This window comes from Bradyrhizobium sp. Ses1 (genome assembly GCF_059512365.1).
This window is the reverse complement of the sequence record NZ_JCAMOQ010000001.1, coordinates 563,986-587,460: the sequence shown is the minus strand read 5'-3', so window position 1 is coordinate 587,460 and position 23,475 is coordinate 563,986. Positions and strand designations below refer to the sequence as shown.

Here is a 23,475-nt window from a genome sequence, read left to right as displayed (position 1 = left end):
ATTGCGAATCAGCGCTGCGACATTTTCGAATTTATCTGTAACAGAACGTGCGTATGGAACCGTCTTAACTTGCGCGGCGAGCGTGGAGGGAGGATATTTCGGCACGCAGATACCGAGCGATCCGGCCACAACTTCACCGTGCCTATTTTTTAGTACACAGCCATGACCGACGAAGATGAGCGCGAACTCCACGCAGAGCTTGCACGGCTGCAGCAGGAGCACCGCGATCTCGATGCAGCGATCGACGCGCTGCATCAGTCGCCGGCGCCGGATCTGCTGATGGTGCAGCGACTCAAGAAGCGCAAGCTGCACTTGCGCGATCGCATCGCCTTCATCGAGGATCAGATCACGCCCGACATCATCGCGTGACGCGCGCCGTCATTCCGGGGCAATACCAATGGGTCCGCGCGAAGCGCGGCCCGATGATAGGCTCCGCATCGAACCCGGAATCCATCGGGCCGCGCGTGCAAGTGGTAAAACGGATTCCGGGCTCGCGCTTTGCGTGCCTCGGAATGACGAGACGAGAGAATTTGCGCCTGGCTTTGCTGTCAGCGCATGTTGGCTAGCTGTCCCCGACATCCACAGGCAGACATCCACAGGCGCTTGGCGCGATCGGTCACAAGCCGCCGGCAAGGCGCTTCCGCCCTCTTGACTCCTCTAGAACAAAATAAGAACATTACCGCTGCCGCCAGCCAAAACCGGAAGGATCATCGCCATGCCCATGCCGTCAGTGTTCTCCGACAACAACCGCTACGAAGTGGCTTGCGACCAGGCGATCGCGATGTGCGACGGCAATCTGCGCAGCACCATCAAGGCGCTGATCATGGCCAACGAATTCCTCGAGACTGAGGTCGCGGAATTACAGGACGCGCTCGCGACCTGTTTCGCGCAGGCAAAGAACGACGCCGCGTAGGTAAAAGGAGCACGCCGATGGCCGATATCACCTATTACGTTGCGCTGCCTTTCGTGCGGGACGACAGCGGTGAATTGGTCGCAGGCAATGCCGAGGAGTGTCAGAGCGCCGCGACCGCGTTGCGGCGCGCCGAGATGATGTCGCGGATGCCGGGCAGCATCGGCGCGGTCGCCTTCAGCCGCACCGGCGATCCCATGATCGGCGAATTCGGCGATGCGCACCTGCTGCGGAAATTCGGCAACCTGCCGGACGATCTCGGCCTGTGAAGCCGCTTGCCATCAACCCACCACTTCATGCCGCCGCTGCGCCTTGCGCACATACATCGCGCTATCAGCCTCTTCCAGCGCGCGGCTCGCCACGGAGTGCGGACCGAGGATCGCAACGCCGGCGGAGGCGCCCGCGCTGACGCTGCGGCCACCGAAATCGAAGGTAAGGCGATCGATCGATTGCTCCAGCGCCGCAGCCTTGGCCTTGGCGTCGGTCTCGGTCAGGTTCCACAGCAGCACCGCGAACTCGTCGCCGCCGAGCCGTCCGACCACGTCCGATGCACGCACCTGCTTCGTTACCGTTTTTACGATCGCCTTCAGCACCGCATCGCCGGCGGCATGGCCATAGGTGTCATTGATCGGCTTCAGGCGATCGACGTCGAGCATGACCAGCGCGCCGCTGGCGTGATAGCGCTTGATATAGGCGATCGAGCGGTTCAGCTCGCGCTCGAAGCCGCGCCGATTGAGGATGTCCAGCAGGAAGTCGGTCTCCGCGGATGCCTGCAGTTCCGCGATCTGCGCTTCCGCCGCGGCCAGTTCCGCCTTGAGGCGGCGAATTGTCGCCTTGGCCTCGGTCAATGCAGCCGATGGCACCTGGACAGGGGGGACTTTGGTGGGGGCGGCTTGGGCAGGCGCGGCTTGGGTGGTGGCGGCTTGGGCGCGGCGCGGCGCAACCTTGCGCGCAGCCGCGCTTTGTCTTTTCGCGGCCCCGGATGCGGCCGCCCTCTTCTTCTTTTTCATAAGCATCCTTGTTGAGGCCCGCTGATGAGGCTTGCCCGCATTCACCAAGACAGGATAGTCCATTCCGGATTCCTTGCCACGCCTTGGATCAGTGACGGGCCGCTCCTATAATCCGGCCCATGCTTCTGGATTCCTGATCAGAATTGACGATATGCCCGCCGCAATAGCCATTATCATGGGAAGCCAGTCGGACTGGGAGACCATGGGCCACGCCGCCGAAACGCTCACTGCCCTCGGGCTCGCGTTTGAGGCGCGGATCATTTCCGCCCACCGTACCCCGGACCGGCTGTACGCGTTCGCCAAGGGGGCAAAAGCGGCCGGTTTCAAGGTCATTATTGCCGGCGCCGGCGGTGCCGCGCATCTGCCCGGCATGACGGCTGCCCTGACGGAACTTCCAGTGTTCGGGGTTCCCGTCGAATCGAAGGCGCTGTCGGGCGTCGATTCGCTGTATTCGATCGTGCAGATGCCGGCCGGTATCCCGGTCGGCACGCTGGCGATCGGAAAATCGGGTGCCATCAACGCGGCGCTGCTCGCAGCGAGCGTGCTGGCGCTGAACGATCCGGCGCTGGCGACGCGCCTGGCCACCTGGCGCAAGCAACAGACCGATGCGGTCAAGGAGCATCCGGAGGTATCGGCGTGACGGCTTCGACAACAGTGAAGCTGAAGCCGGGTGATACCATCGGAATTCTCGGCGGCGGGCAATTGGGCCGGATGCTGGCGATGGCCGCGGCGCGGCTCGGCCTCAAATGCCAGGTGTTCTCGCCGGATCCGGATTCGCCCGCCTTCGACGTGGTGCAGCACGCGACCTGCGCGGAATTTGCCGATGTCGAGGCGCTCGAACTGTTCGCCAATGACGTCGACGTCATCACCTATGAATTCGAGAACGTGCCGTCCGCGACCGCCTTGGTGCTGGCGGCGCGCCGCCCGGTGCTGCCGTCGCAGAAGATCCTCGAGACCACGCAGGACCGGCTGATCGAAAAGGATTTCATCACCAGGCTCGGCATCGGCACCGCCGACTATGCCGATGTGTCCTCGGTCGAAACGCTGCGCGCCGGCATCGCGCGCATCGGCCTTCCCGCCGTCATCAAGACGCGCCGCTTCGGCTATGACGGCAAGGGCCAGGCGATGATCCGCGAGGGCGACGACATCGACCAGCTCTGGGAAGACCTCGGCACCAAATCCGCCATTCTCGAAGCCTTCGTGCCATTCGAGCGCGAAATCTCCGTGATCGCCGCGCGCTCCGCGGACGGCCACGTCGAATGTTTCGACGTCACCGAGAACGAGCACCGCGATCACATCCTGAAGATCTCGCGCGCGCCGGCGGCGATCCCGGCCGAGCTCGCCGTGCAGGCGCGATCGGTTGCGGAAAGAATCGCGCATGCGCTGAACTATGTCGGCGTACTCGGGGTCGAAATGTTCGTGGTCGCGGGCAACGACGGGCCGACCGTGCTGGTCAACGAGATCGCGCCGCGGGTTCACAATTCCGGACACTGGACGCTCGACGGCGCCTCGATCTCGCAATTCGAGCAGCACATCCGCGCCATCGCCGGCTGGCCGCTCGGCAAACCGATCCGCCATGGCGCGGTGACCATGACCAACCTGATCGGCGACGACATCCTGAGCTATGAGGAATGGCTGACAGTGCCCGGCGCAACCGTGCATCTCTACGGCAAGGGCCCGCCGCGGCCCGGCCGCAAGATGGGCCATGTCACTGAAGTGGCACCACCGAAGTAGCGCCGGCAGGCCACAAACAGTAGCCCGCCGGCAAAGTCTTAAATTAGAAACTGATCAAGCCTGTCGTACGCCTTCGACGACGCCGGTCGGCTCCTCGCTGAGCCAGCGATAGAGCACCCCGCCGAGCGCGCCGCCGATCAACGGCGCCACCCAGAACAGCCAGAGCTGCGCCAGCGCCCATCCACCAACGAACAATGCCGGCCCGGTGCTGCGCGCCGGATTCACCGAGGTGTTGGTGACGGGAATGCTGACCAGATGGATCAGCGTCAACGCGAGCCCGATCGCGAGCGGCGCAAAGCCCGCGGGCGCCCTGCCATGGGTCGCGCCCATGATGATGAACAGGAACATCATCGTCATCACCACCTCGGTGATGAAGCCGGACAACAGGCTGTACTGCCCGGGCGAATGCGCGTCATAGCCGTTGGAGGCAAAACCCTTGGCGAGGTCGAAGCCGGGCGCGCCGCTCGCGATCAGATAGAGCACTCCCGCAGCAACGACCGCACCGATCACCTGAGCGATCACATAGGGCAGGATCTGGCCAACGGGGAAACGTCCGCCGGCAGCGAGACCGACGGTGACGGCCGGATTGAGATGGCAGCCGGACACGTGGCCGATCGCATAGGCCATGGTGACGACGCTCAATCCGAACGCCAGCGACACGCCGACCAGGCCGATTCCGACTTGCGGAAAGCCAGCGGCGATCACGGCGCTGCCGCATCCCGTAAATGTGAGCCAGAACGTGCCGATCGCCTCGGCGGCGTATTTTTGTGTCTCCATAGCAATTCTCCTATTATTTTGTTTCCCGGAGCCAGCAAAAGCTGCGGGAGCGGCCAAGCATTTGGCGCCGAATCACCCCAATCAAGGCCGCTAGGTGGCAATTTCGCCCTATTTCGTGGCTTTACTTGGCCCTTGCTCCCGCTTCACCGGTGGACATTTGCGATTTTGTCTGCTACATGCGCGCCCCTAGGGCTGAAGGTCTGGCCTTTTTGCCGACCTTGGCTTTTCCAGATTTCCGAACCGATCAATCGAAAAGAGGATGCCGCGTGCAGGTTCTCGTCCGCGATAACAATGTCGATCAAGCCCTGAAGGCGCTCAAAAAGAAGATGCAGCGCGAGGGCATTTTCCGCGAGATGAAGCTCCGCGGCCACTATGAGAAGCCTTCCGAGAAGAAGGCCCGCGAGAAGGCCGAAGCCGTGCGCCGCGCCCGCAAGTTGGCGCGCAAGAAGCTGCAGCGCGAAGGCCTGTTGCCGATGAAGCCGAAGCCGGTGTTCGGCGCCGGCGCGGGTGGTGACCGTGGCGCCGGTGGACGTGGCGGCCCGGGCGCTGGCCGCGGTCCGCGCTGATCGCACCTTTTTATAAAGGTCAGAAATGACAACGCGGGCCTGAGGGTCCGCGTTTTGCTTTTTGGTCGGTGCATTTTGCACCGCGGCCGGCTACCAATACGGAATTGCAGACGCGAGCATTTCCATTACGCGAGCAGTTCCGTTGATGGTGTTTCCGGCATCCCGCACCCGTTCTGGAATTTTGCCTCTACCGCGCCTGATGGCACGGCCTGCCATTCTGCTGGCCGTTACACTTGGCATTCCCCTTGGTCTCCCCTTGGGCGGCTGTTCGTTCGATCTGGGATCATTGGGGCCCGGCAACGACAAACCCAAGCAGGCCGCCACCGACAAGCCAACCGGCAGCGTCAGTGCGCAGAACGTCAGCGACGCCAAGGAGCACGCGGCGCGTGGCCAGGAGTTCGCGCGGTCCTTCAAGACCGAACAGGCACTCGCCGAATTCGAACAGGCGCTCGCGGTCGATCCCTACAACACACAGGCGCTCTATGGCCGCGGCCTGATCTATCAGGGCCAGAACCAGCACCAGCAGGCGATCGAGGATTTCACCGCGGCCAGCGGCCTGGCGCCACAGAGCGTCGACCCGTTGCTGGCGCGCGCGAGCAGCTATCTCGCTCTCAACAAGGCCAAGGAAGCGGCCGCCGATCTTGACGAAGCGGTGCAGGCCGATCCGAACAGCGCCCAGGCTTGGACGGTGCGCGGCGAGGCCTATGAGAGGCTCGGCGACAAAGGCAAGGCAGCGATTTCGTACGGCCGAGCGATAGCATTGCGGCCTCGAGACGAGACCGCGCGCAGCGGCCTCGCGCGCACCGGCGGTTAAGATAGACGCACTCTCCTCGCCGTCGTCCCGGGCAAGCCAACGGGTCGCGCGAACGCGCGCCCGATGACAGGCTCCGCGCGACCCGGGACCCATAGCCACAGGGTTTAGTGATGTGTGAAGCTTCAACCACTCGCTCGCGCCACAACGACTCCCTGTGGTTATCGGTCCCCGCTTTCGCGAGGACGACAGCGTGTTTGTGGAGACAGCGAGATGACGCCGGCTATATCCAGCCTGCGCGATCGTACTCAGCTATTTCGGCAAGACGGCGTGGAATACCGATTTCATCGATGACAGCATGTCGTCGCCGATCGTCGGGCGCTCCTTGGCCGGCTCCGCCGCCGCGGCATCGGCCCGCAGATCCAGCGGCGGACGCGGAATGTCGGCCGGCGGCGTCGGACGGTTCGGATCGTCAGCTGCGCTTGCGGCATAAGGCGGACGTGGCTGGGAGGTCTGGCCGAAGGTCTCGCTCGGCGGCGTCGAGACCATGATCGGCGGCGGCAACGGCCGCACCACTGATGGCGCGGTCGCGACGCGAGGCGCTTCCGGTGCACGTGCCGCCTCCGGCGAACGAGAGCCGCCCTCGGCGGTGCCGCGCAACCGCTCGATCGCGGCGCGCGCAAGGTCGTTGGCGTCACGATGCTCGTCCGGTACAGCCGCAGCTTCGGCTGGCGGCGAGGCGGGTGCAGCGGCGGGCACGGTAGCAGGCTGCTGCACCGGTGCCGGCGTCACCTTGGCGACGGCCTTTTCACGGGATGCGGGCTGATGGCGACGGGTCTCGGCGGGCGGAATGCTTGCGGTCTCGGCGGGCGCTTCGGCGGCGGGTTTGTTCTCGGTCGCCTTCTCAGTCACCGTGGCCTTCTCGGACGCCGTGCGCTCCATCAATGTGCGCTCGGACATGCCCTTGGCCTTCACGCCAGCTTCGGGGAGATTGGAGACCTCGGCAGGCTTTTCGACGGGTTTGCTCGCGACCGCCGCCTTCGGCTGGGCGGTCGAAACAGCGGCGGCGGCCGGTGCCTCCGGCTTGGCTACGATGTAGTGGTTAACGATGTAGGCCCCGATGACCGTCGCAGCCACCGAGGGAAAGATATCGACGACAAATTTCGTCAGGTATTTCAGCATTGCCAACCACTCCCCGCCGCGGCGTTAGATGCGGGAACTTTGAGGCACATTGAGGGATCAACTGCGTCGGATCAATGGCAACCGGCCGGTTCCGGCGATCACGGATGCTTACGGCTTGAGTTCAATCTCGAGGAAGACGATCTCCGTAGAGGTTTCATTAAGTACATCGTGCTCCACCCCTGCCTTCCGGAAATACGACTTGCCTACGCGGAGCTCGGCCTTCGACCGCTCGCCACTGGGCGCCACGATGGTCATCTCGCCGGCGGTCACGGGCACGATCACATAGTCCATCTCATGGACGTGAGGCCCGGTCGCACTGCGCGGCGCGAGCCGCCACTCGGTGACGCGGACTTCGGGGGTGTCGACTTGGACATCGGATTTCGCGGCAAGCATCGTCGTTGTCTCCCTATGGCAGGAATGCCAGGAACAAGAACACGGCAAATACCACCAGATGCACCACGCCGAACAGGATATTGGTGCGGCCTGTGCCGAAGGTCAGCATGCTCAAGAGGAAGGTCAAGAACAACAGCACCGTGCTCTGGGCGTTGAGCCCGAGGACAAGCTCCTTGCCCAGCAGGTAGGTGGCGACGCCGACCGCGGGGATCGTCAACCCGATCGTGGCAAGCGATGACCCGAGCGCAAGATTGATGCTCTTCTGCAAATCATTGTTGCGGGCGGCCGAAGCCGCGGCAACGCCTTCCGGCATGAGGATGAGAAGCGCGACCACGAGACCCGCGAAGGCGGGCGGCGCACCGATCATCGCTGCGGTGGCATCGATGACGAGCGAGAACTTCTTTGACAGCAGCACGACGGCGAGAAGCGAGACCAGCAGCAACGGAATGCTGAGCGCCAGCACGGCGCCCGATGACATCTTCGGCGCCTCAGCATCATTTGCGGACTCGGCCACGAAGTAATCGCGGTGCCGCATGGTCTGGATGTAGAGAAAGACACCGTAGAGGGCGAGCGTGACAATGTCGACAAATCCGAGTTGCATCGCCGAATAGACCGGCCCGGGCGTCGCCAATGTATAGTTTGGCATGATCAGCGTTATCGTCGCCAATACGAACAACACGCTGAGATAAACGTTGGCGCCGGTAACCTGGAAATCCTGCTCGCGGTAGTGCAACCCGCCGATGAAGATGCACAGCCCAACGAGACCGTTACAAACGATCATCACAACCGCAAACACAGTGTCACGGGCCAGCGCCGGCTGCGGCTTGTCACCCAGCATGATCGTCGTGATCAGCGCCACTTCAATGATCGTCACCGCGAGCGTCAGCACCAATGTGCCGAAAGGCTCTCCGACCTCTTCGGCGATCACCTCCGCGTGATGAACCGCAGCGAACACCGTGCCGAACAGGATGGCCAGCAGGATCGCGGCCAGCAGCCATCCGCCGAGAGATGGGCTAAACACCCATCCGACGGCTGTCGCCGCAGCGAACAATCCCATCGCCAGCGCGGGGAAAATCCATGCCGTATGGGGCATCGGACCATGTGCGCTCATGAACTCCCCTTCCGCCGCTCAAAGGAGTTCCAGCATATGGCACTCAGTGAACGCTGAGAACAGGGGCGATCGGCAGAAATGTGAGAAGCAGGAACAGTGGTATCAACACGCAACCCGCAAAGAAGAGATAGCCGAAGAAGCTCGGCATCTTGATGCCACGCTCGTTCGCGATCGCCGCCACCATGAAGTTCGGTGCGTTTCCGATGTAGGTGAGCGCCCCCATGTAGACCGCACCCATGGAAATCGCCGCCAGCGTCCCCGACAATTCCCCCATCAACCGCTGCGGGTCGCCGCCGGCGACCTCGAAGAACAGCAGATAGGTCGGAGCATTGTCGAGAAACGCCGACATCAATCCGGTGAACCAGAAATAGGGAACCTCCCGTGGAGCGCCGTTCGGTTCGGTGACCGCGGACAACAGCCAGGCGAACGAGCCGTCACGCCCGGCATGGAGCATCGCCAGCACCGGGATGATCGCGGTGAAGATGGCGGCAAACAATTTCGCGACCTCCCGGATCGGCTCCCAGTTGAAGCCGTTGGCCTCGCGGTGTTCGTCCGGCGTGAGCCATAGCGAAAGCAGCGCGATTGCGATCAGAAGGCCGTCTCGCACCAGATTCTGCAGCTCCAGCCTGGTGCCGAGAACGTCGAAGGCAATTCCTGGCCGCCAGGTCGCCGACATCAGGATGCTGGCAATGATTGCGGCGATCAGCACCAGATTGATCAGGCCGCGAAGGCGGATCGGCGACGCTCCGCCGGGTGGAGCTGATGGCTCTTTGCGGAAGAGCCAGAGATCGAGCACGACAAAGACGAGCAGGAGGATGCCGGCCACGATCGCGGTCTGCAACCAGATGTTCCTCGTGGTCCAGAAGAACTCGACGCCGTGCAGGAAACCGACGAACAGTGGCGGATCGCCGAGCGGGCTGAGCGCGCCGCCGACATTGGCAACGAGAATGATGAAGAACACGATGACGTGCGCGTTATGGGGCCGCAACAGGTTGGCGCGGATCAACGGGCGGATCAGGATCATGGCGGCACCGGTGGTGCCGACGACGCTGGCCATCATCGTACCCACTGCAAGAACGGACGTATTGGTCCACGGCGTGCCCCTCAGGTCGCCGGTCACCAAGATCCCGCCGGCAACCGTATAGAGCGCGAACAGCAGCACGATGAAGCTCAGATACTCCCCGAGCATCGCATGCACGAAGCTCTCCAGCATGGCTGCACCTCCGGCGAACCAGACGAGCGAGGCGAGCGTCAGAAACGACCAGCCAGCGGCGATCTTGCCGTAATGGTGATGCCAGAATTTCGGAAACAGCAGCGGCCCGAGCGCGATCGACAGCAGCAGACCAGCGAAGGGAAGCGCAAATGGCCAGGTCATCGCCGCGCCGTCGAGCGCTGCCGCTGCGCGCGCCTGTTCCGGCAGCAGCACCAACGTCGACAGGAGGAGCACACCACGCCATTTCTTCATTCCACACCTACGAACCGCCAATGAACTGCCGCACCGTTTCGATCGCGCCATAATAATCGAGATTGTCGTGGCCGCCGCCAGCAAAGCGAACGAGCCGCTTCGGCTCATGCGCGATTGTGAACAGACGCTCTCCGAAGACGATCGGAATCACGGGATCGTCGGTGCCGTGCATGACGAGCAGCGGCGCTGTGACGCGCGCAATGCGTTCGTCGGAACGGAACTGATCCCGCATCAGCCAGCGCACCGGCACGAGCGGGAATGCCGCACCAGCAATGTCGACCGTCGAGGTATAGGGCGCCTCCAGGATCAACTTGCCGATCGGCTGGTCAGAAGCCAGCGCGACCGCAACGCCGGTGCCGAGTGAAAATCCCCAGACGACAATTCGTTCCGCGGCATAGCGCGCCGCCGTGAAGGCGTAAGCTGCAGCGGCGTCCTGCAGAATGCCGCGCTCGCTCGGATACCCGCTCGAGCCGGCATAGCCGCGGTAGGAGAGCGCGACCAGGCCGGTACCGTCAGACGTCATCGCGCGGAAACGGCTGACTCGTCCCGCGAGAAAATCGCCATTGCCGGGAAAGTACAGGATCACGGGACGGCTGGGCTTTGCCGGCACGTGCCAGACGATGACCCTTTCGCCATCGCCTGCGGTGAGGACATGTTCCTCGGCTTCAGGAAAGCCGGCGGCTTCCGGTGAGGTTCGCTCCCGCGTCGGAATCGGAAACAGCATCTCGCGCTGCTTGACGAACAGCAGCGCGAGCGCTCCGAGATAACCGACTGCAGCCAGGATCAGGAGCCATTTCAGGACGAGCATCGCTGCCCGCAAACGGCCTCACATCGCCTTGACGATGCTCTCGGTCACCTTCTTGGCATCGCCGAGCAGCATCATGGTGTTGTCACGATAGAACAGCGGATTGTCGATGCCGGCATAGCCTGAGGCCAGCGAGCGCTTGATGAACATCACCGTGCCGGCCTTCCACACCTGCAGCACCGGCATGCCGTAGATCGGCGAGGTCTTGTCCTCTTCCGCAGCCGGGTTGGTGACGTCATTGGCGCCGATCACGAAAGCGACGTCGGCTTGGGCGAATTCGGAGTTGATGTCCTCCAGTTCGAACACCTCGTCATAGGGCACGTTGGCTTCGGCCAGCAGCACGTTCATGTGGCCGGGCATGCGGCCCGCGACCGGGTGAATCGCATACTTCACCTCGACGCCTTCCTTCTTCAGGATGTCGGCCATTTCGCGCAGCGCGTGCTGGGCCTGCGCCACCGCCATGCCGTAGCCGGGCACGATGATGACCTTCGAGGCGTTCTTCATGATGAAGGCAGCATCATCCGCCGAGCCGAGCTTGGCCGGCTTCTGCTCGCCGGTCCCGCCGCTCGCCGCCGCGGTCTCGCCGCCGAAGCCGCCCAGGATGACCGAGATGAAGGACCGGTTCATCGCGTGGCACATGATGTAGGACAGGATCGCGCCGGAGGAGCCGACCAGCGCGCCGGTGATGATCAGCGCCGAATTGCCGAGCGTGAAACCGATGCCGGCCGCGGCCCAGCCGGAGTAGGAGTTCAGCATCGAGATCACGACCGGCATGTCGGCGCCACCGATCGGGATGATCATCAGCACGCCGAGCACCAGCGCGATGATGGTGATCAGCCAGAAGTCGACCGCACTGCCCGACAGCACGAGGCCAACGATGAAGAACACCAGCGCCAAAGCGAGCGCGATGTTGATGAGGTGACGGAACGGCAGGAGGATCGGTGCGCCGCTCATCCGCGCCGACAGTTTCAGGAACGCGATCACCGAGCCGGTGAAGGTCAGCGCGCCGATCGCGACGCCGAGCGACATCTCGATCAGGCTCTGGGTGTGGATGTTGCCGGGCGTGCCGATGTCGAAGGCCTCGGGCGCATAGAACGCGCCGGCGGCGACCAGCACCGCGGCCATGCCGACCAGCGAGTGGAAGGCGGCGACCAGTTCGGGCATCGAGGTCATCGGCACCCGCCGCGCGATCACGGCGCCGATCGCACCGCCAATGGCGACACCAAGTACGACGAGCAGCCAGGCGACGCCGTCCGCCGGCGGATGGCTCGCGAGCGTGGTGCCGATCGCGATCGCCATGCCGATCATGCCGAACAGGTTGCCCTGCCGCGAGGTGGCGGGGCTCGACAGCCCCCTCAGCGACAGGATGAACAGCACACCCGCCACGAGATACAACAATGCAGAGAGATTGGCGTTCATCTCAGGTCCCCGTTTGCCTCTTCCCCGAGGTGGCCGCTTACTTGGACTTCTTCTTGTACATCGCCAGCATGCGCTGGGTGACAAGGAAGCCGCCGAAGATGTTCACGCAGGCGAAGATCAGCGCCACGAAGCCGAAGCCACGCGCCCAACCCGAGCCGCTCGAGATCATGCCGACGCCGACCGCGAGCAGCGCGCCGACCACGATCACCGAGGAGATCGCGTTGGTGACGCTCATCAGCGGCGTATGCAGCGCGGGGGTCACCGACCACACCACGAAATAGCCGACGAACACGGCAAGCACGAAAATGGAAAGCCGGAATACGAAGGGATCGACGGCCTGCGCGATATGCTCCATGGCTTCTCTCCTTAGGCTTTCGGCTGGAAGTTCGGGTGGATGACGGCGCCGTCCTTGGTCAGCGCGGTGGCTTTCACCAGTTCGTCGTCCCAATTGACGGCAAGCGCCTTGTTCGCCTTGTCGACCAGCGTCTCGATGAAGGCGAGCAGGTTGCGGGCATAGAGACCCGAGGCGGAGGCGGCGACGCGGCCGGCAACATTGGTGTAGCCGACGATCTTGATGCCATCGACGTCGACGATCTCACCCGCCTTCGCGCCCTCGACATTGCCGCCACGTTCGACGGCGAGATCGACCAGCACCGAACCGGGCCGCATCGATTTGACCATGTCCGCGGAGACGAGCTTGGGGGCCGGGCGGCCTGGGATCAGCGCCGTCGTGATCACGACATCCTGCTTCTTGATGTGCTCGGCGGTGAGCGCGGCCTGCTTGGCCTGGTACTCCTTGGACATTTCCTTGGCGTAGCCGCCCGCGGTCTGCGCGTTCTTGAACTCCTCGTCCTCGACCGCGAGGAATTTGGCGCCAAGGCTCTCCACCTGCTCCTTCGTCGCCGGACGCACGTCGGTCGCGGTGACGATGGCCCCCAGCCGGCGCGCGGTCGCGATCGCCTGCAGCCCCGCGACGCCGACGCCCATGATGAACACTTTTGCGGCGGGTACGGTGCCAGCCGCGGTCATCATCATCGGAAAGGCGCGGCCGAAGGCTTCGGCGCCCTCGATCACCGCGCGGTAACCGGCAAGGTTCGCCTGCGACGACAAAACGTCCATGACCTGCGCACGGGTGATGCGCGGCATCAACTCCATCGCAAAGGCCGAAATACCGGCATCCGCCATCGCCTTCAGCGCAGCGTCATTGCCGTAGGCGTCCATGATCGCGATGACGAGCGCGCCGCGCTTGTATTTCGAGAGTTCGGACGCCTCCGGCCGCTTCACCTTGATGACGATATCGGCATCTTTCACCGCATCGGCGCTCACGGTGGCGCCGACGGCAGTGAATTCCGAATCCGGCAAGCCCGACTTGATGCCCGCGCCCGGCTCGACCGCGACCTCCGCACCGAGCGCCTTGAGTTTCTTGATAGTGTCAGGGGATGCGGCGACCCGCGGCTCGGACGGGTCGATTTCCTTGGCAACGGCAATCTTCATAAGGCCTCCGGCGGCGCGGGACAGCGCACGCAAGCAAACTTAGCGTTACTCCCGCAACGTTGGATACCGGTTTTGGGACCGGTTTGAATGCAATTTTTGAGCACCGCCGGCATTGGCGGCGCAGCCGGCGAGAGGTCAGAGCAGGAAGAAGGCCATCAGGATGAGAATGAGGGCGACCGTCGCGGTGCCGTATTTGACCAGCGCGATGAAGCCTTCGTAGGTCCGCTCATGCTCGATGTAGTCGTTGCCGTCGGCAGTGGTGTAAGCCACTTCGCTATGGTTCGCCATCCTTGTCCCCAGTCATCAAACGTCTGATTTTCAAGCGTGCCATAGCGCAAAGCCGCGGACAGGGCAACGCCGCCTCGCCTATCGCCTCATTCGGAACGCCAATTATCCCGGATCCAGCGGGTGAGGCTTTCCTCGCTGACCTCGCCGGCCGCGAGTGAGAGGATGATCGATGTTGCGTGCGCCGGATCAGGACTGAAGTTGACGCCATTCTTGATCAGAAACGTCATCATCGCCATGAAGGCGATCCGCTTGTTCCCATCGACAAAGGCGTGGTTCTTGGCGAGGCCAAACGCATAGGCCGCCGCGAGCTCGGTCAGCGAGGCCTGTTCGTAGCGCCATTTGTTAACCGGCCGCTCCAGCGCCGATCGCAGCATGCCCTCATCGCGCAAGCCGGGAGCTCCGCCGAAGCGGCGGAGCTGGCGGGCATGGATGGCGATGGCCTGCTCATAGGTGATCCAAAGCGGCTCTTTCGGCTCGCTCATTCGGAATTTCCACTACTTTGCAAGCGCCGCCAGCGTATCGCGATATTTGTCCATGATCTCGTCTGCAACTTCCATCGTCCGTTCAAAATCCGGATCGTAGGGAAGCGCCTGAAAACCGCCTCCCGGAAGTTCGGTGACATGCAGTTGCTGACCGCGCTTGAGGTCGAGCCGCTGCATCAGCTCGCGGGGGAGCAGCAGGCCATCGGAATTCCCGATCTTTTTGATCTCGATTTTCATCAGGATTTTGCCTTTTAAGTTGCGCACAATCGCCCAGTTGCCCTGTAAGAGCTTCAAAAAGCATCACAATTCGCACATCTCAGCGCACGTTATACATCAGTATAACGCGCCCTCAGGGCGTCGTTCAACAAGTGTTTTACAGTCTACCTTCCCTCAGCCCATCGCCTCAAGCTCGTCGATCATGCCTGAAATCACCGACAGCCCGCCGTCCCAGAATTTCGGGTCCTTGGCATCCAGGCCGAACGGCTTGAGCAGTTCCGAATAGTGCTTGGTTCCGCCGGCTGCGAGCATGTCGAGATAGCGTTCCGCAAAGCCCTCGGAGGCGTGCTCGTAGACCGCGTAGAGCGAGTTCACCAGGCAATCGCCGAACGCATAGGCGTAAACGTAGAAGGGCGAATGGATGAAATGCGGAATGTACATCCAGAAATTCTCGTAGCCCGGCTTGATCTCGATCGCCGGCCCTAAGCTCTCGGTCTGCACGGAAAGCCAGATCTGGCCGATCCGCTCGGCGGTCAATTCGCCGTTCTTGCGCTCGGTGTGCACCGCGCGCTCGAACGAATAGAAGGCGATCTGCCGCACCACGGTGTTGATCATGTCCTCGACCTTGCCGGCGAGCAGCGCCTGGCGCTGCTTGGCGCTCTTGGTCTCGGACAACAGGCGCTTGAAGGTCAGCATCTCCCCGAACACGCTTGCGGTCTCCGCAAGCGTCAGCGGTGTCGGCGCCATCAGGGGGCCGTTCTTTGCCGCCAGCACCTGGTGCACGCCATGGCCGAGCTCATGCGCCAGCGTCATGACATCGCGCGGCTTGCCCTGGTAGTTCATCAGCACGTAAGGGTGCGCCGACGGCGTGGTCGGATGCGAGAAGGCGCCTGGGGCCTTGCCCGGCCTGACCGGCGCATCGATCCAGCGGTCGGTGAAGAAGCGCTCGGCGATCGCGGCCATATCGGTGGAAAAGCCGCGATAGGCGGTCAGCACCATGCTCCGCGCCTCGGGCCAGGCAATCGTGCCGGTCGCGGCAAAGGGCAATGGCGCGTTGCGGTCCCAATGCGGCAGCTTCTTCTTTTTGAACCAGCCCGCCTTCAGCCGGTAGTAGCGGTGCGACAGCTTCGGATAGGCAGCGCGCACGGACGCGACCAACGCGTCCACCACCTCGCGCTCGACGCGGTTGTTGAGATGGCGGGAATCCGCGACATCCTGGAAGCCGCGCCAGCGGTCGGAAATCTCCTTGTCCTTGGCGAGCGTGTTGGTGACCAGCGCGAACGTGCGCTCATTGGCCTTGAAGGTTTTCGCCAGCGCTTCCGCCGCCGCCTTGCGCTTTGCGCCATCGCGGTCCTGCAGGAAGTTGAGCGTCGGCTCGATCGCGAGCTCCTTGGCGCCGACCTTGAAACGCAGGCCGGCGATGGTCTGGTCGAACAGCCGGTTCCAGGCGGAATAGCCGCTCTGCGACTTCTCGTGGAAAAGCTGCTCGATGCGATCCTCGAGTTGATACGGCTTCTCCTTGCGCAGATCTTCGATCCAGGGCCGGTAATGCGCGAGCTCTTCGGCCTGCATCGCGCGCTCGATCACATCATCGTCAATGCGGTTGAGCTCAAGCGCGAAGAACAGGAGGTGCGTCGAGGCCGCCGTCAGGCGCTCTGAAACATCGCCGTAAAATTTCGTGATCGCGGGATCGACGCTGTCGCCGGCATGCACGAGGCCGGCAAAGGAGCCGAGCCGGCCGGCGAGGTCGTCGATCGCTTCATAGCGTCGCACGGCCTCGGCGAGCCACTTTCCGCCATCTTCCCGGGCCGTATGTTCCGCAAGCTTGCCCTTGTAGTCGGTCTCAAACGCGACGCAATCTGCATCCATCTTCGCCAGGTCGCGCGCGACTTCCGGCGCGTCGATCCCGGAATAGAGGTCGGCGAGATTCCATTCCGGCAATTTGCCGGTTTTGCCCACGACCTTCTTCGCGGCGGACTTGTTGGCAGCGGATTTGGCCTTGGCCGGCTTGCGTTGGGTGGGTTTGCGGAGAGCGGAGGAGCGCGAGGTCATCTTGGCGGTAACCTGTGTTCAATCGGAGATGCGGCGGCGAAATGTGCGGGGGTGGGCAACGTTTAAGAGGGCGTTAATCGGCTTCGGCGAGAGTGCCCCGATTCGAGACAGATAAGCGTAACGTGCGGGGAAAACCATGGCTGCCACCATTTTGATTGCCGATGATGACGCAGTACAGCGCCGTCTGGTTGAAAACATGGTGCAAAAATGCGGCTACCAGCCCCTCGTAGTCGATAGCGGCGATGATGCCATCGCCGCGCTCACCGCCCAGGAAAGCCAGACCATCGATGCGGTCGTGCTCGATCTCGTGATGCCCGGCCTCGACGGCTTGGGCGTGCTCGCAAAGATTCGTGAAGCTGGTTTGAACGTCCCCGTCATCGTGCAGACGGCGCATGGCGGCATCGACAATGTGGTCTCGGCGATGCGCGCGGGCGCCCAGGATTTCGTCGTCAAGCCGGTCGGCTTCGAGCGGCTGCAGGTATCCTTGCGCAATGCGCTGAACACTTCTGCACTCAAGGGTGAATTGCAGCGCATCCGCCACAGCCGCGAGGGGCGGCTCACCTTCACCGACGTCATCACCCGCAGCGAAGCCATGGCAAGCGTGCTGCGCACCGCGCAGAAGGCCGCTTCATCAGCCATTCCGGTGTTGATCGAAGGCGAATCCGGTGTCGGCAAGGAATTGTTCGCCCGCGCCATCCACGGCAGCAGCGAGCGCAAATCGAAGCCTTTCGTTGCGGTGAACTGCGGTGCGATCCCCGACAATCTCGTGGAGTCGATCCTGTTCGGCCACGAGAAGGGCGCCTTCACCGGCGCCACCGAACGCCATATGGGCAAGTTCGTCGAAGCCCATGGCGGCACGCTCTTCCTCGACGAAGTCGGCGAACTGCCGCTGACCGCACAGGTGAAGCTGTTGCGCGCGCTGCAGGAGGGCACGGTGGAAGCCGTCGGCGGCCGCAAGCCCGTGAAGGTCGACGTCCGCATCATTTCCGCCACCAACCGCAAACTGCTCGAGCTGGTGAAGGCCGGCCAATTCCGCGAGGACCTGTTCTATCGCCTGCACGTCCTGCCGCTGACGATTCCGCCGCTGCGGCAACGGCGCGAGGACATCCCGCATCTGCTGCGGCATTTCCTCGCGCGCTTCAACGCCGAGGAAAACCGCAACATCACCGGCATCAGCGGCGAGGCGATGGCGCATCTTTCGCAGCTCGATTGGCCCGGCAACATCCGCCAGCTCGAAAACACGGTGTATCGCGCCGTGGTCATGAGCGATGGCGACCAGCTTGACCTCGCCGACTTCCCGCAAGTCGCCGCGCATCCACTTGCTGACCCAGCCCCGACGCATGGCGAGCCGCTGATCGTCGCCCCGTCCACGGCGCCCGCGATGGTATCGGGTAGCGAAATACCCATTGCGCCGCTGCCTGCCACCGGCAATCTCTCGATGCTGACCAGCAGCGGCGATGTGCGGCCACTGGAAGAGATGGAGAACGAGATCATCCGCTTCGCGATCTCGCATTATCGCGGGCAGATGTCGGAGGTTGCGCGGCGCCTGAAGATCGGCCGCTCGACGCTCTATCGCAAGATCGACGAGGCCGCGGCAAATGACTCCGCCGACGGCACCGGCGGCACCAATTGAGCCGATCGGCATTTATGCCCCAGAGCGGGCATTGGGCCGAGGCTTCGCATGCTCAGTCCGGAACCTATTGAACCGTGGCTTGGGGGTGACAGACAAACGGGGTGCAGCGTGGCAAAAATCGCGCAAGATCGAGTGCAAGTGGTTGATCAAGGTCAGTTTGTCGTGAGTTGCCCCGCATGGCGCTGGCTGCATGAAAGGGGCGTCTATATCGTCTGCGTTGATTTGTTGCGTGCAGGCGTGAATGAGTTTTGATCGAGTGAGGCCGGCGCTTCCGCGCAATCTCAGAGCATGATCCGGGAAGATTATGCTCGAACGAATCGAGCGTGATGACGGCTCTAACGAAGCGTCATCAGGCTCCAGGACCATGATTTGAGAACTGTTCCAATGCCGGGCAGTTCGCCCCAGGGGGAGTGACGATGCGAGACTGTTCGAAAGGCCGAACCGGATTCGACCGCGTGCTGATGGCCGTCGCCGCGACGTTCCTGACGGTCGCCGCGACCTCGGCGCTGGCCCAATCGGACACGCCACGCGCGAGTGCCGCAGAACTCGCGATCGACGCCGCAATCCCGCGTCCCGAGCCTGCCAACGTTCCGCCGCCGACCGCAGCCGATATCAAGCTGGACACCACCGCTTCGGTGCCGGATGCGACCAAGGACGCCATCACGTCGAGCGAACCCGACGCCGCCACCAAGACCGCAGAGCCCAAGCTGGAATCCAAGCCGGCCGATGTCGTCACCGCGCCCGCCGCCGAGCCGAAGCCGAGCGATGTGGCAAAGGACGCGCCCAAGGACACACCGAAGGAGCCGGTCAAGAACGACACCGCCACGGTGACCCCTTCAGCCGCGCCCGCCGCTGCGACCGCCGCTCCTGCAACCGTCACTGCGCCTGCCCCGGCGACCGCCAACGCGCCTGCTGCCGAGCCCGCCAAGGAGCCGGTCCAGGCTGCGAGCAACGTGCCGGCGGAAGATCAGCCGGTTGCCGACAAGCTGCGCGAGACGCTGGCCAGCAAGACGCTGCGCACCTTCGACCGCAAGAACGAGCGCGCCGCGGTCGAGAAGTTCTACTCGGCGCGCGACTATGCGCCGGTATTCACGCAAGGCGGCAAGCTGACCGCAACCGGCAAGGGCGTGATCGCGCGGCTCAAGGACGCCGCCTCCGATGGCCTCAACCCGGAAGACTATCCGGTGCCGGAGTTTGCCTTGGCCTTGTCCTCGCCCGACGCGCTGGCGGATGCCGAGCTGAAGCTCGTCGCCAGCATGCTCGACTACGCGCGCCAGGCCCAGAGCGGCCGGATGCATTGGTCGCAGGTCTCGGCCGACATCCTCTATCCCGAGCACCCGATCGATCCGTCGGAAGTCCTCGCCAACGTGACCGGCGCCAAGGACGCCTCCGCCGCGCTCGACAGCTACAACCCGCCGCACAAGCTCTACCGTGAGCTCAAGGCCAAGCTCGCCGAGCTGCGCGGCCAGGGCGAGGGCCCGGTGATCGAGATCGCGGAAGGGCCCACGCTGGCCTACAAGGCCGCGACCAAGAAGCAGCCGGGCGAGGCGCCGGAAGATCCGCGCGTGCCGCAGCTCCGCGCCAAGCTCGGCGTTGCCGAGAATCCGGACGATACGCGTTACGATGCCAAGGTCGCCGAAGCCGTGCGCAAATTCCAACGGAGCGTCGAGCTGAAGCCCACCGGCGTGCTCGACGATCGTACCGTGAAGGCGATCAACAGCCCGAAGCGCGACCGACAGATCGACACCGTCATCGTCAACATGGAGCGCTGGCGCTGGCTGCCGCGCCAGCTTGGCGCGGCGTCCCTCGGCAACGCCTATGTCATCCTCAACATCCCCGACTACACGCTGCGGGTGATGCAGAACGGTGCACCGGTCTGGACCACGCGCGTCGTAACCGGCAAGCCGGGGCAGCACGCCACCCCGCTTCTGACCGAGACGATGAAGTACATCACGGTGAACCCGACCTGGAACGTGCCGCCGTCGATCATCTACAATGAATATCTGCCGGCCCTGCAGCAGGATCCGACCGTGCTGCAGCGGATGGGCCTGCGGCTCGAATACGGCCGCGACGGCTCGATTCACATCTCGCAGCCGCCGGGTGAAGCGAATGCGCTCGGACGCATCCGCTTCAACTTCCCGAACAAGTTCCTGGTCTATCAGCACGACACGCCGGACAAGAACCTGTTCGGCAGGGAAGAGCGCGCCTTCAGCCATGGCTGCATGCGCGTGCAGAACCCGGACCAGTACGCTTCCGTGCTGCTCAACATCACCATGACGGACGAGCGTTGGACGCCCGAGCGGATCCGCAGCATGTATGGCTCGAGCGAGATCGACCTGAAATTCCCGACCCCGATCCCGGTCAACATCACCTATCAGACCGCGTTCGTGGACGACGCGGGCAAGCTGCAATTCCGCAAAGACGTCTATGGCCGCGACGGCGCCATGCTGACGCTGCTCAAGAACAACCGCGGCAAGGACCTCGAATCAGTGGTGGCGCATGCGCAGCCGAACTATTCGCGCCCGAGCCGCAACAGCCTGCCGCCCGGCGTCAGCATCGCCAGCGAGAACACCAATTCCGGCCTGAACTTCTTTGAACGGCTGTTCGGCGGCGGCCAGCCGGTGCCGCCCGCTCCGATTGGACGCGGACAACCGCGCGGGGTGTTCACCCGTTAATTTACCGCTCCCCGAGCGCGCCAGATTCCTGAGCAAAATCAACGATCCCGCCCATACGGCGGGATCGTTTACATTAACCATTATTCATCTGGTACGGCTGGCGGCTCTTTTTCGCCACAGTCAACAGTTTAGGTTGAGTTCAACTTGGGAAACGGGATGGTAAATCTCGGTTAACCGTCCCGCTTTAAGAATGCGTTCACCGCCTTTCGCCGGGGTCTGCGAAAGATAAGGTCGAACGCTCGACGATTGGGTGGGCTCATCGGTGCTGGCTGTCCGCACACGCCACTATAAACTGCTGTCTTTCCCGAAAGCCGGATGTCAGGTCGGGCTGACGTCGCTATTGCTGCTCGCAGGCGCCGGATCGGTTCACGACGCCGCCGCCCTGAACGAGACTCGCACCCTCTCCTTCCACCACACCCATTCGAACGAAGACCTCACCATCACCTTCAAGCGCGACGGCCGCTACGACGAAGACGCGTTGAAGAAGCTCAATCATTACCTGCGCGACTGGCGCACCCAGGATGAGACCACGATGGATCGTCGGCTCTTCGACATCCTCTGGGAAGTCTATCGCGATGTCGACGGCAAGCAGCCGATCAACATCATCTCCTCCTACCGCTCTCCCGCTACTAACGCCATGCTCCGCCGCCGCTCCTCCGGGGTGGCGCGCTTCAGCCAGCACATGCTGGGGCATGCGATGGATTTCTACATTCCCGGCGTGCCGCTCGAGCAGATCCGCTATGCCGGCCTGCGCCTACAGCGTGGCGGTGTCGGTTTCTATCCGACCTCCGGCTCGCCTTTTGTTCACCTCGACACCGGGTCGATTCGCCACTGGCCGCGCATGACGCACGACCAATTGGCAAGGGTGTTCCCGGACGGCCGCACCGTCCACGTCCCATCCGACGGCACCCCGTTGAAGGGGTATGAGCTTGCCCGCGCCGACATCGAGCGGCGCGGCAACGGCGATGGCTCCTCGTCCGGCGGCAACAAGATCGGCGGCTTCCTGACCGCGCTCTTCACGGGCAAATCGGCTGCCGGCAGCGACGAGGACGACGAGGGCGCGGCGCCGGCTGCCGCCGAGAAGCCCGCGCCCGTCCTGGCTTCCGCCAAATCTGCCGATTCGAAGCCGGCCGACCCCGTACCGATGCCGCGCGCAAAACCGCAATTCGCCTCGACCATCCAGCTCGCCGCGGCCGACGCCCAGATCGTCCCGGCGGCAAAGGCGAAGCCGGCAGCGCCGGCGCCAGCCGAGAAGTCCGAGCCGAAACCCGAGACGCCTGCTGACATCATCAATGCCCGCGGCTTCTGGGGCGACGATCTACCGGCAGCGAAACAGGCGACAGCCGCGCAGATCGCAGCGCTCAAGGCGCGCGAGGCGGTCGGCGCCGCCGATCCGCAGGCCACTGCCAGCGTGTCGGAGAATTTCAACAAGGCGCTCGCCTATGCCCCGGCCAACGCGCCTGTTGACCGCAACAATATCGTCGCCGCCTCTGCGCCAGTCCCGCGCAGCGCCCGACCGACCCGCAATGCCGGCGCCGTCGCGAGCGAGATCAACACCGTGGTCGCCAAGGGCACGCAGGGTCAGGGCAGCGCGATCTCGACCTCGACACGCATCTCCGCCGCCAAGGGCAACGATCTCTGGATGCGCGTGGTCATGCTGGCGCCGAGCGCCAGCAACGCTATGCAGACCACCGTGCTCGGCGATACCGACATGACCTTGATGCGCGCCCATTTCGTCAAGCCGCAGGCCGCGGTCAACATGACCTTCTCGAACGATCCGATGCTGGGCATGAGCTGCGACAGCTTCACCGGCTCGGCCACCGCAACGCTACCGACGACCTCCTTCGTCGTCCGCACCGCCGCGCTGCGCTGAGCTTTCCGTAGCCTTTCACGATTCCGATGTCGTCTCCGCGCGGGCGAAGCCCGCCGCAGTGCAGCCCCAGATCGCTGTTCGACAATTGAATCAGAAGCCTCCCCGTCATTGCGAGCGAAGCGAAGCAATCCAGGCCACCACTTGAAGACATGGATTGCTTCGTCGCTTTGCTCCTCGCAATGACGGTGTCGTCCTGGGTCGCGCTTGCCCGGGACGACGAGAGTTGTGCGGCCGGACCAGCGCCTCAGATCATCCCCAGCGCCTGCATGTAGGTCTCGATGATCGTCTCCTGCTCCTGGCGCTCGTTCGGGTCCTGCTTGCGCAGGCGCACGATGGTGCGCAGGGCTTTGACGTCATATCCGTTGCCCTTGCTCTCGGCATAGACGTCGCGGATGTCGTCCGAGATCGCCTTCTTTTCTTCTTCCAGCCGTTCGATGCGTTCGATGATGGCCTTGAGCTGGTCCTTTGCGAATCGGGTCGCGGGTTCTTCTTTGACGGCTGCGGAGGTGGCCATCGGGTACTCCTGAAATGGAACTGGTGTTGAGGCGTCCTGTTGAGGCGTCTTGGCGGTATGCGCTCCTCACGGATCGCGTGTCGGAAATGACCCTCAAGTTTGGGACGGCTCCCGTCAAGGAAACG

General features: G+C 63.4%; 25 protein-coding genes. 10 read left to right on the top strand and 15 right to left on the bottom strand.

What is annotated here, in order from left to right:
* Positions 1 to 162: 162 nt before the first annotated feature.
* The 3 genes from AC5ZG5_RS02810 (at position 163) to AC5ZG5_RS02800 (ending at position 1,179) form a co-directional block, all read left to right on the top strand.
* The gene (locus AC5ZG5_RS02810) at positions 163 to 369 is read left to right on the top strand and encodes a YdcH family protein (RefSeq protein WP_028167008.1); all 207 of its coding nucleotides are present in this window, start codon (positions 163 to 165) and stop codon (positions 367 to 369) included.
* A gap of 352 nt (positions 370 to 721) precedes the next feature.
* Positions 722 to 913 (top strand): hypothetical protein, encoded by a 192-nt coding sequence (locus AC5ZG5_RS02805; protein ID WP_028167007.1) that lies wholly within the window; start codon positions 722 to 724, stop codon positions 911 to 913.
* Positions 914 to 930: 17 nt separating this feature from the next.
* Positions 931 to 1,179, top strand: coding sequence for a hypothetical protein (locus AC5ZG5_RS02800; protein WP_028167006.1), 249 nt, complete (start codon positions 931 to 933; stop codon positions 1,177 to 1,179).
* 12 nt (positions 1,180 to 1,191) lie between these two features.
* Here the strand turns inward: AC5ZG5_RS02800 and AC5ZG5_RS02795 are convergent, their stop codons facing one another.
* Entirely contained in the window at positions 1,192 to 1,920 is a 729-nt protein-coding gene (locus AC5ZG5_RS02795) for a GGDEF domain-containing protein (protein WP_456640980.1), read from the bottom strand.
* A 151-nt stretch (positions 1,921 to 2,071) separates the two neighbouring features.
* Here AC5ZG5_RS02795 and purE point away from each other — a divergent pair, with 151 nt between their 5' ends.
* Positions 2,072 to 2,560 carry a 5-(carboxyamino)imidazole ribonucleotide mutase gene (gene purE / locus AC5ZG5_RS02790; RefSeq protein ID WP_456640979.1) on the top strand — a complete coding sequence of 163 codons (489 nt, stop codon included), beginning with the start codon at positions 2,072 to 2,074 and terminating at the stop codon, positions 2,558 to 2,560.
* The gene (locus AC5ZG5_RS02785; protein WP_456640978.1) at positions 2,557 to 3,654 is read left to right on the top strand and encodes a 5-(carboxyamino)imidazole ribonucleotide synthase; all 1,098 of its coding nucleotides are present in this window, start codon (positions 2,557 to 2,559) and stop codon (positions 3,652 to 3,654) included. The genes purE and AC5ZG5_RS02785 overlap by 4 nt, the downstream gene beginning before the upstream one ends.
* 54 nt (positions 3,655 to 3,708) lie before the next feature.
* On the opposite strand, the gene aqpZ is transcribed toward AC5ZG5_RS02785, so the two are convergent.
* A complete protein-coding gene (aqpZ, locus tag AC5ZG5_RS02780; protein ID WP_028167002.1) occupies positions 3,709 to 4,431 on the bottom strand; it encodes an aquaporin Z in 723 nt (240 codons plus the stop codon).
* A gap of 266 nt (positions 4,432 to 4,697) precedes the next feature.
* Between aqpZ and rpsU the strand changes: the two genes are divergently transcribed.
* Entirely contained in the window at positions 4,698 to 4,997 is a 300-nt protein-coding gene (rpsU, locus tag AC5ZG5_RS02775; protein WP_027579707.1) for a 30S ribosomal protein S21, read from the top strand.
* 199 nt (positions 4,998 to 5,196) lie between these two features.
* Complete coding sequence (locus tag AC5ZG5_RS02770) at positions 5,197 to 5,811, top strand: tetratricopeptide repeat protein (RefSeq protein WP_456640977.1); 615 nt, start codon at positions 5,197 to 5,199, stop codon at positions 5,809 to 5,811.
* A gap of 249 nt (positions 5,812 to 6,060) precedes the next feature.
* Here the strand turns inward: AC5ZG5_RS02770 and AC5ZG5_RS02765 are convergent, their stop codons facing one another.
* The 12 genes from AC5ZG5_RS02765 to AC5ZG5_RS02710 form a co-directional block, all read right to left on the bottom strand.
* Positions 6,061 to 6,930 (bottom strand): hypothetical protein, encoded by an 870-nt coding sequence (locus tag AC5ZG5_RS02765; RefSeq protein ID WP_456640976.1) that lies wholly within the window; start codon positions 6,928 to 6,930, stop codon positions 6,061 to 6,063.
* 108 nt (positions 6,931 to 7,038) lie between these two features.
* The gene (locus tag AC5ZG5_RS02760) at positions 7,039 to 7,323 is read right to left on the bottom strand and encodes a cupin domain-containing protein (RefSeq protein ID WP_456640975.1); all 285 of its coding nucleotides are present in this window, start codon (positions 7,321 to 7,323) and stop codon (positions 7,039 to 7,041) included.
* A gap of 13 nt (positions 7,324 to 7,336) precedes the next feature.
* The gene (locus AC5ZG5_RS02755; RefSeq protein WP_130227421.1) at positions 7,337 to 8,434 is read right to left on the bottom strand and encodes a calcium:cation antiporter; all 1,098 of its coding nucleotides are present in this window, start codon (positions 8,432 to 8,434) and stop codon (positions 7,337 to 7,339) included.
* 43 nt (positions 8,435 to 8,477) lie between these two features.
* Positions 8,478 to 9,809: a sodium:proton antiporter gene (locus tag AC5ZG5_RS02750; RefSeq protein ID WP_165435329.1), complete on the bottom strand. Its 1,332-nt coding sequence runs from the start codon at positions 9,807 to 9,809 to the stop codon at positions 8,478 to 8,480.
* 97 nt (positions 9,810 to 9,906) lie between these two features.
* On the bottom strand, positions 9,907 to 10,707 hold the full coding sequence (locus tag AC5ZG5_RS02745) for an alpha/beta hydrolase (protein WP_456640974.1): 801 nt from the start codon (positions 10,705 to 10,707) through the stop codon (positions 9,907 to 9,909).
* A gap of 18 nt (positions 10,708 to 10,725) precedes the next feature.
* On the bottom strand, positions 10,726 to 12,123 hold the full coding sequence (locus tag AC5ZG5_RS02740) for an NAD(P)(+) transhydrogenase (Re/Si-specific) subunit beta (RefSeq protein ID WP_456640973.1): 1,398 nt from the start codon (positions 12,121 to 12,123) through the stop codon (positions 10,726 to 10,728).
* Between the two features lie 37 nt (positions 12,124 to 12,160).
* Complete coding sequence (locus AC5ZG5_RS02735) at positions 12,161 to 12,478, bottom strand: proton-translocating transhydrogenase family protein (protein WP_028166994.1); 318 nt, start codon at positions 12,476 to 12,478, stop codon at positions 12,161 to 12,163.
* Positions 12,479 to 12,489: 11 nt separating this feature from the next.
* Positions 12,490 to 13,617, bottom strand: a complete 1,128-nt coding sequence (locus AC5ZG5_RS02730) for a Re/Si-specific NAD(P)(+) transhydrogenase subunit alpha (protein WP_456640972.1) — start codon at positions 13,615 to 13,617, stop codon at positions 12,490 to 12,492.
* A gap of 135 nt (positions 13,618 to 13,752) precedes the next feature.
* The gene (locus AC5ZG5_RS02725; protein ID WP_028166992.1) at positions 13,753 to 13,905 is read right to left on the bottom strand and encodes an aa3-type cytochrome c oxidase subunit IV; all 153 of its coding nucleotides are present in this window, start codon (positions 13,903 to 13,905) and stop codon (positions 13,753 to 13,755) included.
* 86 nt (positions 13,906 to 13,991) lie between these two features.
* Positions 13,992 to 14,387 (bottom strand): type II toxin-antitoxin system death-on-curing family toxin, encoded by a 396-nt coding sequence (locus AC5ZG5_RS02720; RefSeq protein ID WP_456640971.1) that lies wholly within the window; start codon positions 14,385 to 14,387, stop codon positions 13,992 to 13,994.
* Positions 14,388 to 14,399: 12 nt separating this feature from the next.
* Complete coding sequence (locus AC5ZG5_RS02715) at positions 14,400 to 14,624, bottom strand: AbrB/MazE/SpoVT family DNA-binding domain-containing protein (RefSeq protein WP_028166990.1); 225 nt, start codon at positions 14,622 to 14,624, stop codon at positions 14,400 to 14,402.
* 153 nt (positions 14,625 to 14,777) lie between these two features.
* Positions 14,778 to 16,655: a M3 family oligoendopeptidase gene (locus tag AC5ZG5_RS02710; protein ID WP_130227416.1), complete on the bottom strand. Its 1,878-nt coding sequence runs from the start codon at positions 16,653 to 16,655 to the stop codon at positions 14,778 to 14,780.
* Positions 16,656 to 16,791: 136 nt separating this feature from the next.
* Between AC5ZG5_RS02710 and AC5ZG5_RS02705 the strand changes: the two genes are divergently transcribed.
* The 3 genes from AC5ZG5_RS02705 to AC5ZG5_RS02695 all read left to right on the top strand — a co-directional run bounded on the left by AC5ZG5_RS02705 (position 16,792) and on the right by AC5ZG5_RS02695 (position 22,836).
* Positions 16,792 to 18,288, top strand: coding sequence for a sigma-54-dependent transcriptional regulator (locus tag AC5ZG5_RS02705; protein ID WP_456640970.1), 1,497 nt, complete (start codon positions 16,792 to 16,794; stop codon positions 18,286 to 18,288).
* Positions 18,289 to 18,704: 416 nt separating this feature from the next.
* A complete protein-coding gene (locus tag AC5ZG5_RS02700) occupies positions 18,705 to 20,963 on the top strand; it encodes a L,D-transpeptidase family protein (protein ID WP_456640969.1) in 2,259 nt (752 codons plus the stop codon).
* Between the two features lie 262 nt (positions 20,964 to 21,225).
* On the top strand, positions 21,226 to 22,836 hold the full coding sequence (locus tag AC5ZG5_RS02695; protein WP_456640968.1) for a peptidoglycan L,D-endopeptidase MepK: 1,611 nt from the start codon (positions 21,226 to 21,228) through the stop codon (positions 22,834 to 22,836).
* Between the two features lie 244 nt (positions 22,837 to 23,080).
* Here the strand turns inward: AC5ZG5_RS02695 and AC5ZG5_RS02690 are convergent, their stop codons facing one another.
* On the bottom strand, positions 23,081 to 23,350 hold the full coding sequence (locus AC5ZG5_RS02690) for a DUF2312 domain-containing protein (protein ID WP_028163653.1): 270 nt from the start codon (positions 23,348 to 23,350) through the stop codon (positions 23,081 to 23,083).
* Positions 23,351 to 23,475 lie beyond the last annotated feature (125 nt).

Excerpts from the sequence above, each read along its gene's own strand:
- AC5ZG5_RS02805 (WP_028167007.1), top strand. The coding sequence starts at position 722 with ATGCCGTCAGTGTTCTCCGACAACAACCGCTACGAAGTGGCTTGCGAC.
- AC5ZG5_RS02810 (WP_028167008.1), top strand. The coding sequence starts at position 163 with ATGACCGACGAAGATGAGCGCGAACTCCACGCAGAGCTTGCACGGCTG.
- AC5ZG5_RS02715 (WP_028166990.1), bottom strand. The coding sequence starts at position 14,624 with ATGAAAATCGAGATCAAAAAGATCGGGAATTCCGATGGCCTGCTGCTC.
- AC5ZG5_RS02730 (WP_456640972.1), bottom strand. The coding sequence starts at position 13,617 with ATGAAGATTGCCGTTGCCAAGGAAATCGACCCGTCCGAGCCGCGGGTC.
- AC5ZG5_RS02725 (WP_028166992.1), bottom strand. The coding sequence starts at position 13,905 with ATGGCGAACCATAGCGAAGTGGCTTACACCACTGCCGACGGCAACGAC.
- purE (WP_456640979.1), top strand. The coding sequence starts at position 2,072 with ATGCCCGCCGCAATAGCCATTATCATGGGAAGCCAGTCGGACTGGGAG.
- AC5ZG5_RS02760 (WP_456640975.1), bottom strand. The coding sequence starts at position 7,323 with ATGCTTGCCGCGAAATCCGATGTCCAAGTCGACACCCCCGAAGTCCGC.
- AC5ZG5_RS02755 (WP_130227421.1), bottom strand. The coding sequence starts at position 8,434 with ATGAGCGCACATGGTCCGATGCCCCATACGGCATGGATTTTCCCCGCG.
- aqpZ (WP_028167002.1), bottom strand. The coding sequence starts at position 4,431 with ATGGAGACACAAAAATACGCCGCCGAGGCGATCGGCACGTTCTGGCTC.
- AC5ZG5_RS02700 (WP_456640969.1), top strand. The coding sequence starts at position 18,705 with ATGCGAGACTGTTCGAAAGGCCGAACCGGATTCGACCGCGTGCTGATG.
- AC5ZG5_RS02770 (WP_456640977.1), top strand. The coding sequence starts at position 5,197 with ATGGCACGGCCTGCCATTCTGCTGGCCGTTACACTTGGCATTCCCCTT.
- AC5ZG5_RS02710 (WP_130227416.1), bottom strand. The coding sequence starts at position 16,655 with ATGACCTCGCGCTCCTCCGCTCTCCGCAAACCCACCCAACGCAAGCCG.
- AC5ZG5_RS02745 (WP_456640974.1), bottom strand. The coding sequence starts at position 10,707 with ATGCTCGTCCTGAAATGGCTCCTGATCCTGGCTGCAGTCGGTTATCTC.
- AC5ZG5_RS02735 (WP_028166994.1), bottom strand. The coding sequence starts at position 12,478 with ATGGAGCATATCGCGCAGGCCGTCGATCCCTTCGTATTCCGGCTTTCC.
- AC5ZG5_RS02750 (WP_165435329.1), bottom strand. The coding sequence starts at position 9,809 with ATGACCTGGCCATTTGCGCTTCCCTTCGCTGGTCTGCTGCTGTCGATC.
- AC5ZG5_RS02740 (WP_456640973.1), bottom strand. The coding sequence starts at position 12,123 with ATGAACGCCAATCTCTCTGCATTGTTGTATCTCGTGGCGGGTGTGCTG.
- AC5ZG5_RS02705 (WP_456640970.1), top strand. The coding sequence starts at position 16,792 with ATGGCTGCCACCATTTTGATTGCCGATGATGACGCAGTACAGCGCCGT.
- AC5ZG5_RS02720 (WP_456640971.1), bottom strand. The coding sequence starts at position 14,387 with ATGAGCGAGCCGAAAGAGCCGCTTTGGATCACCTATGAGCAGGCCATC.
- AC5ZG5_RS02800 (WP_028167006.1), top strand. The coding sequence starts at position 931 with ATGGCCGATATCACCTATTACGTTGCGCTGCCTTTCGTGCGGGACGAC.
- AC5ZG5_RS02795 (WP_456640980.1), bottom strand. The coding sequence starts at position 1,920 with ATGAAAAAGAAGAAGAGGGCGGCCGCATCCGGGGCCGCGAAAAGACAA.
- AC5ZG5_RS02765 (WP_456640976.1), bottom strand. The coding sequence starts at position 6,930 with ATGCTGAAATACCTGACGAAATTTGTCGTCGATATCTTTCCCTCGGTG.
- AC5ZG5_RS02690 (WP_028163653.1), bottom strand. The coding sequence starts at position 23,350 with ATGGCCACCTCCGCAGCCGTCAAAGAAGAACCCGCGACCCGATTCGCA.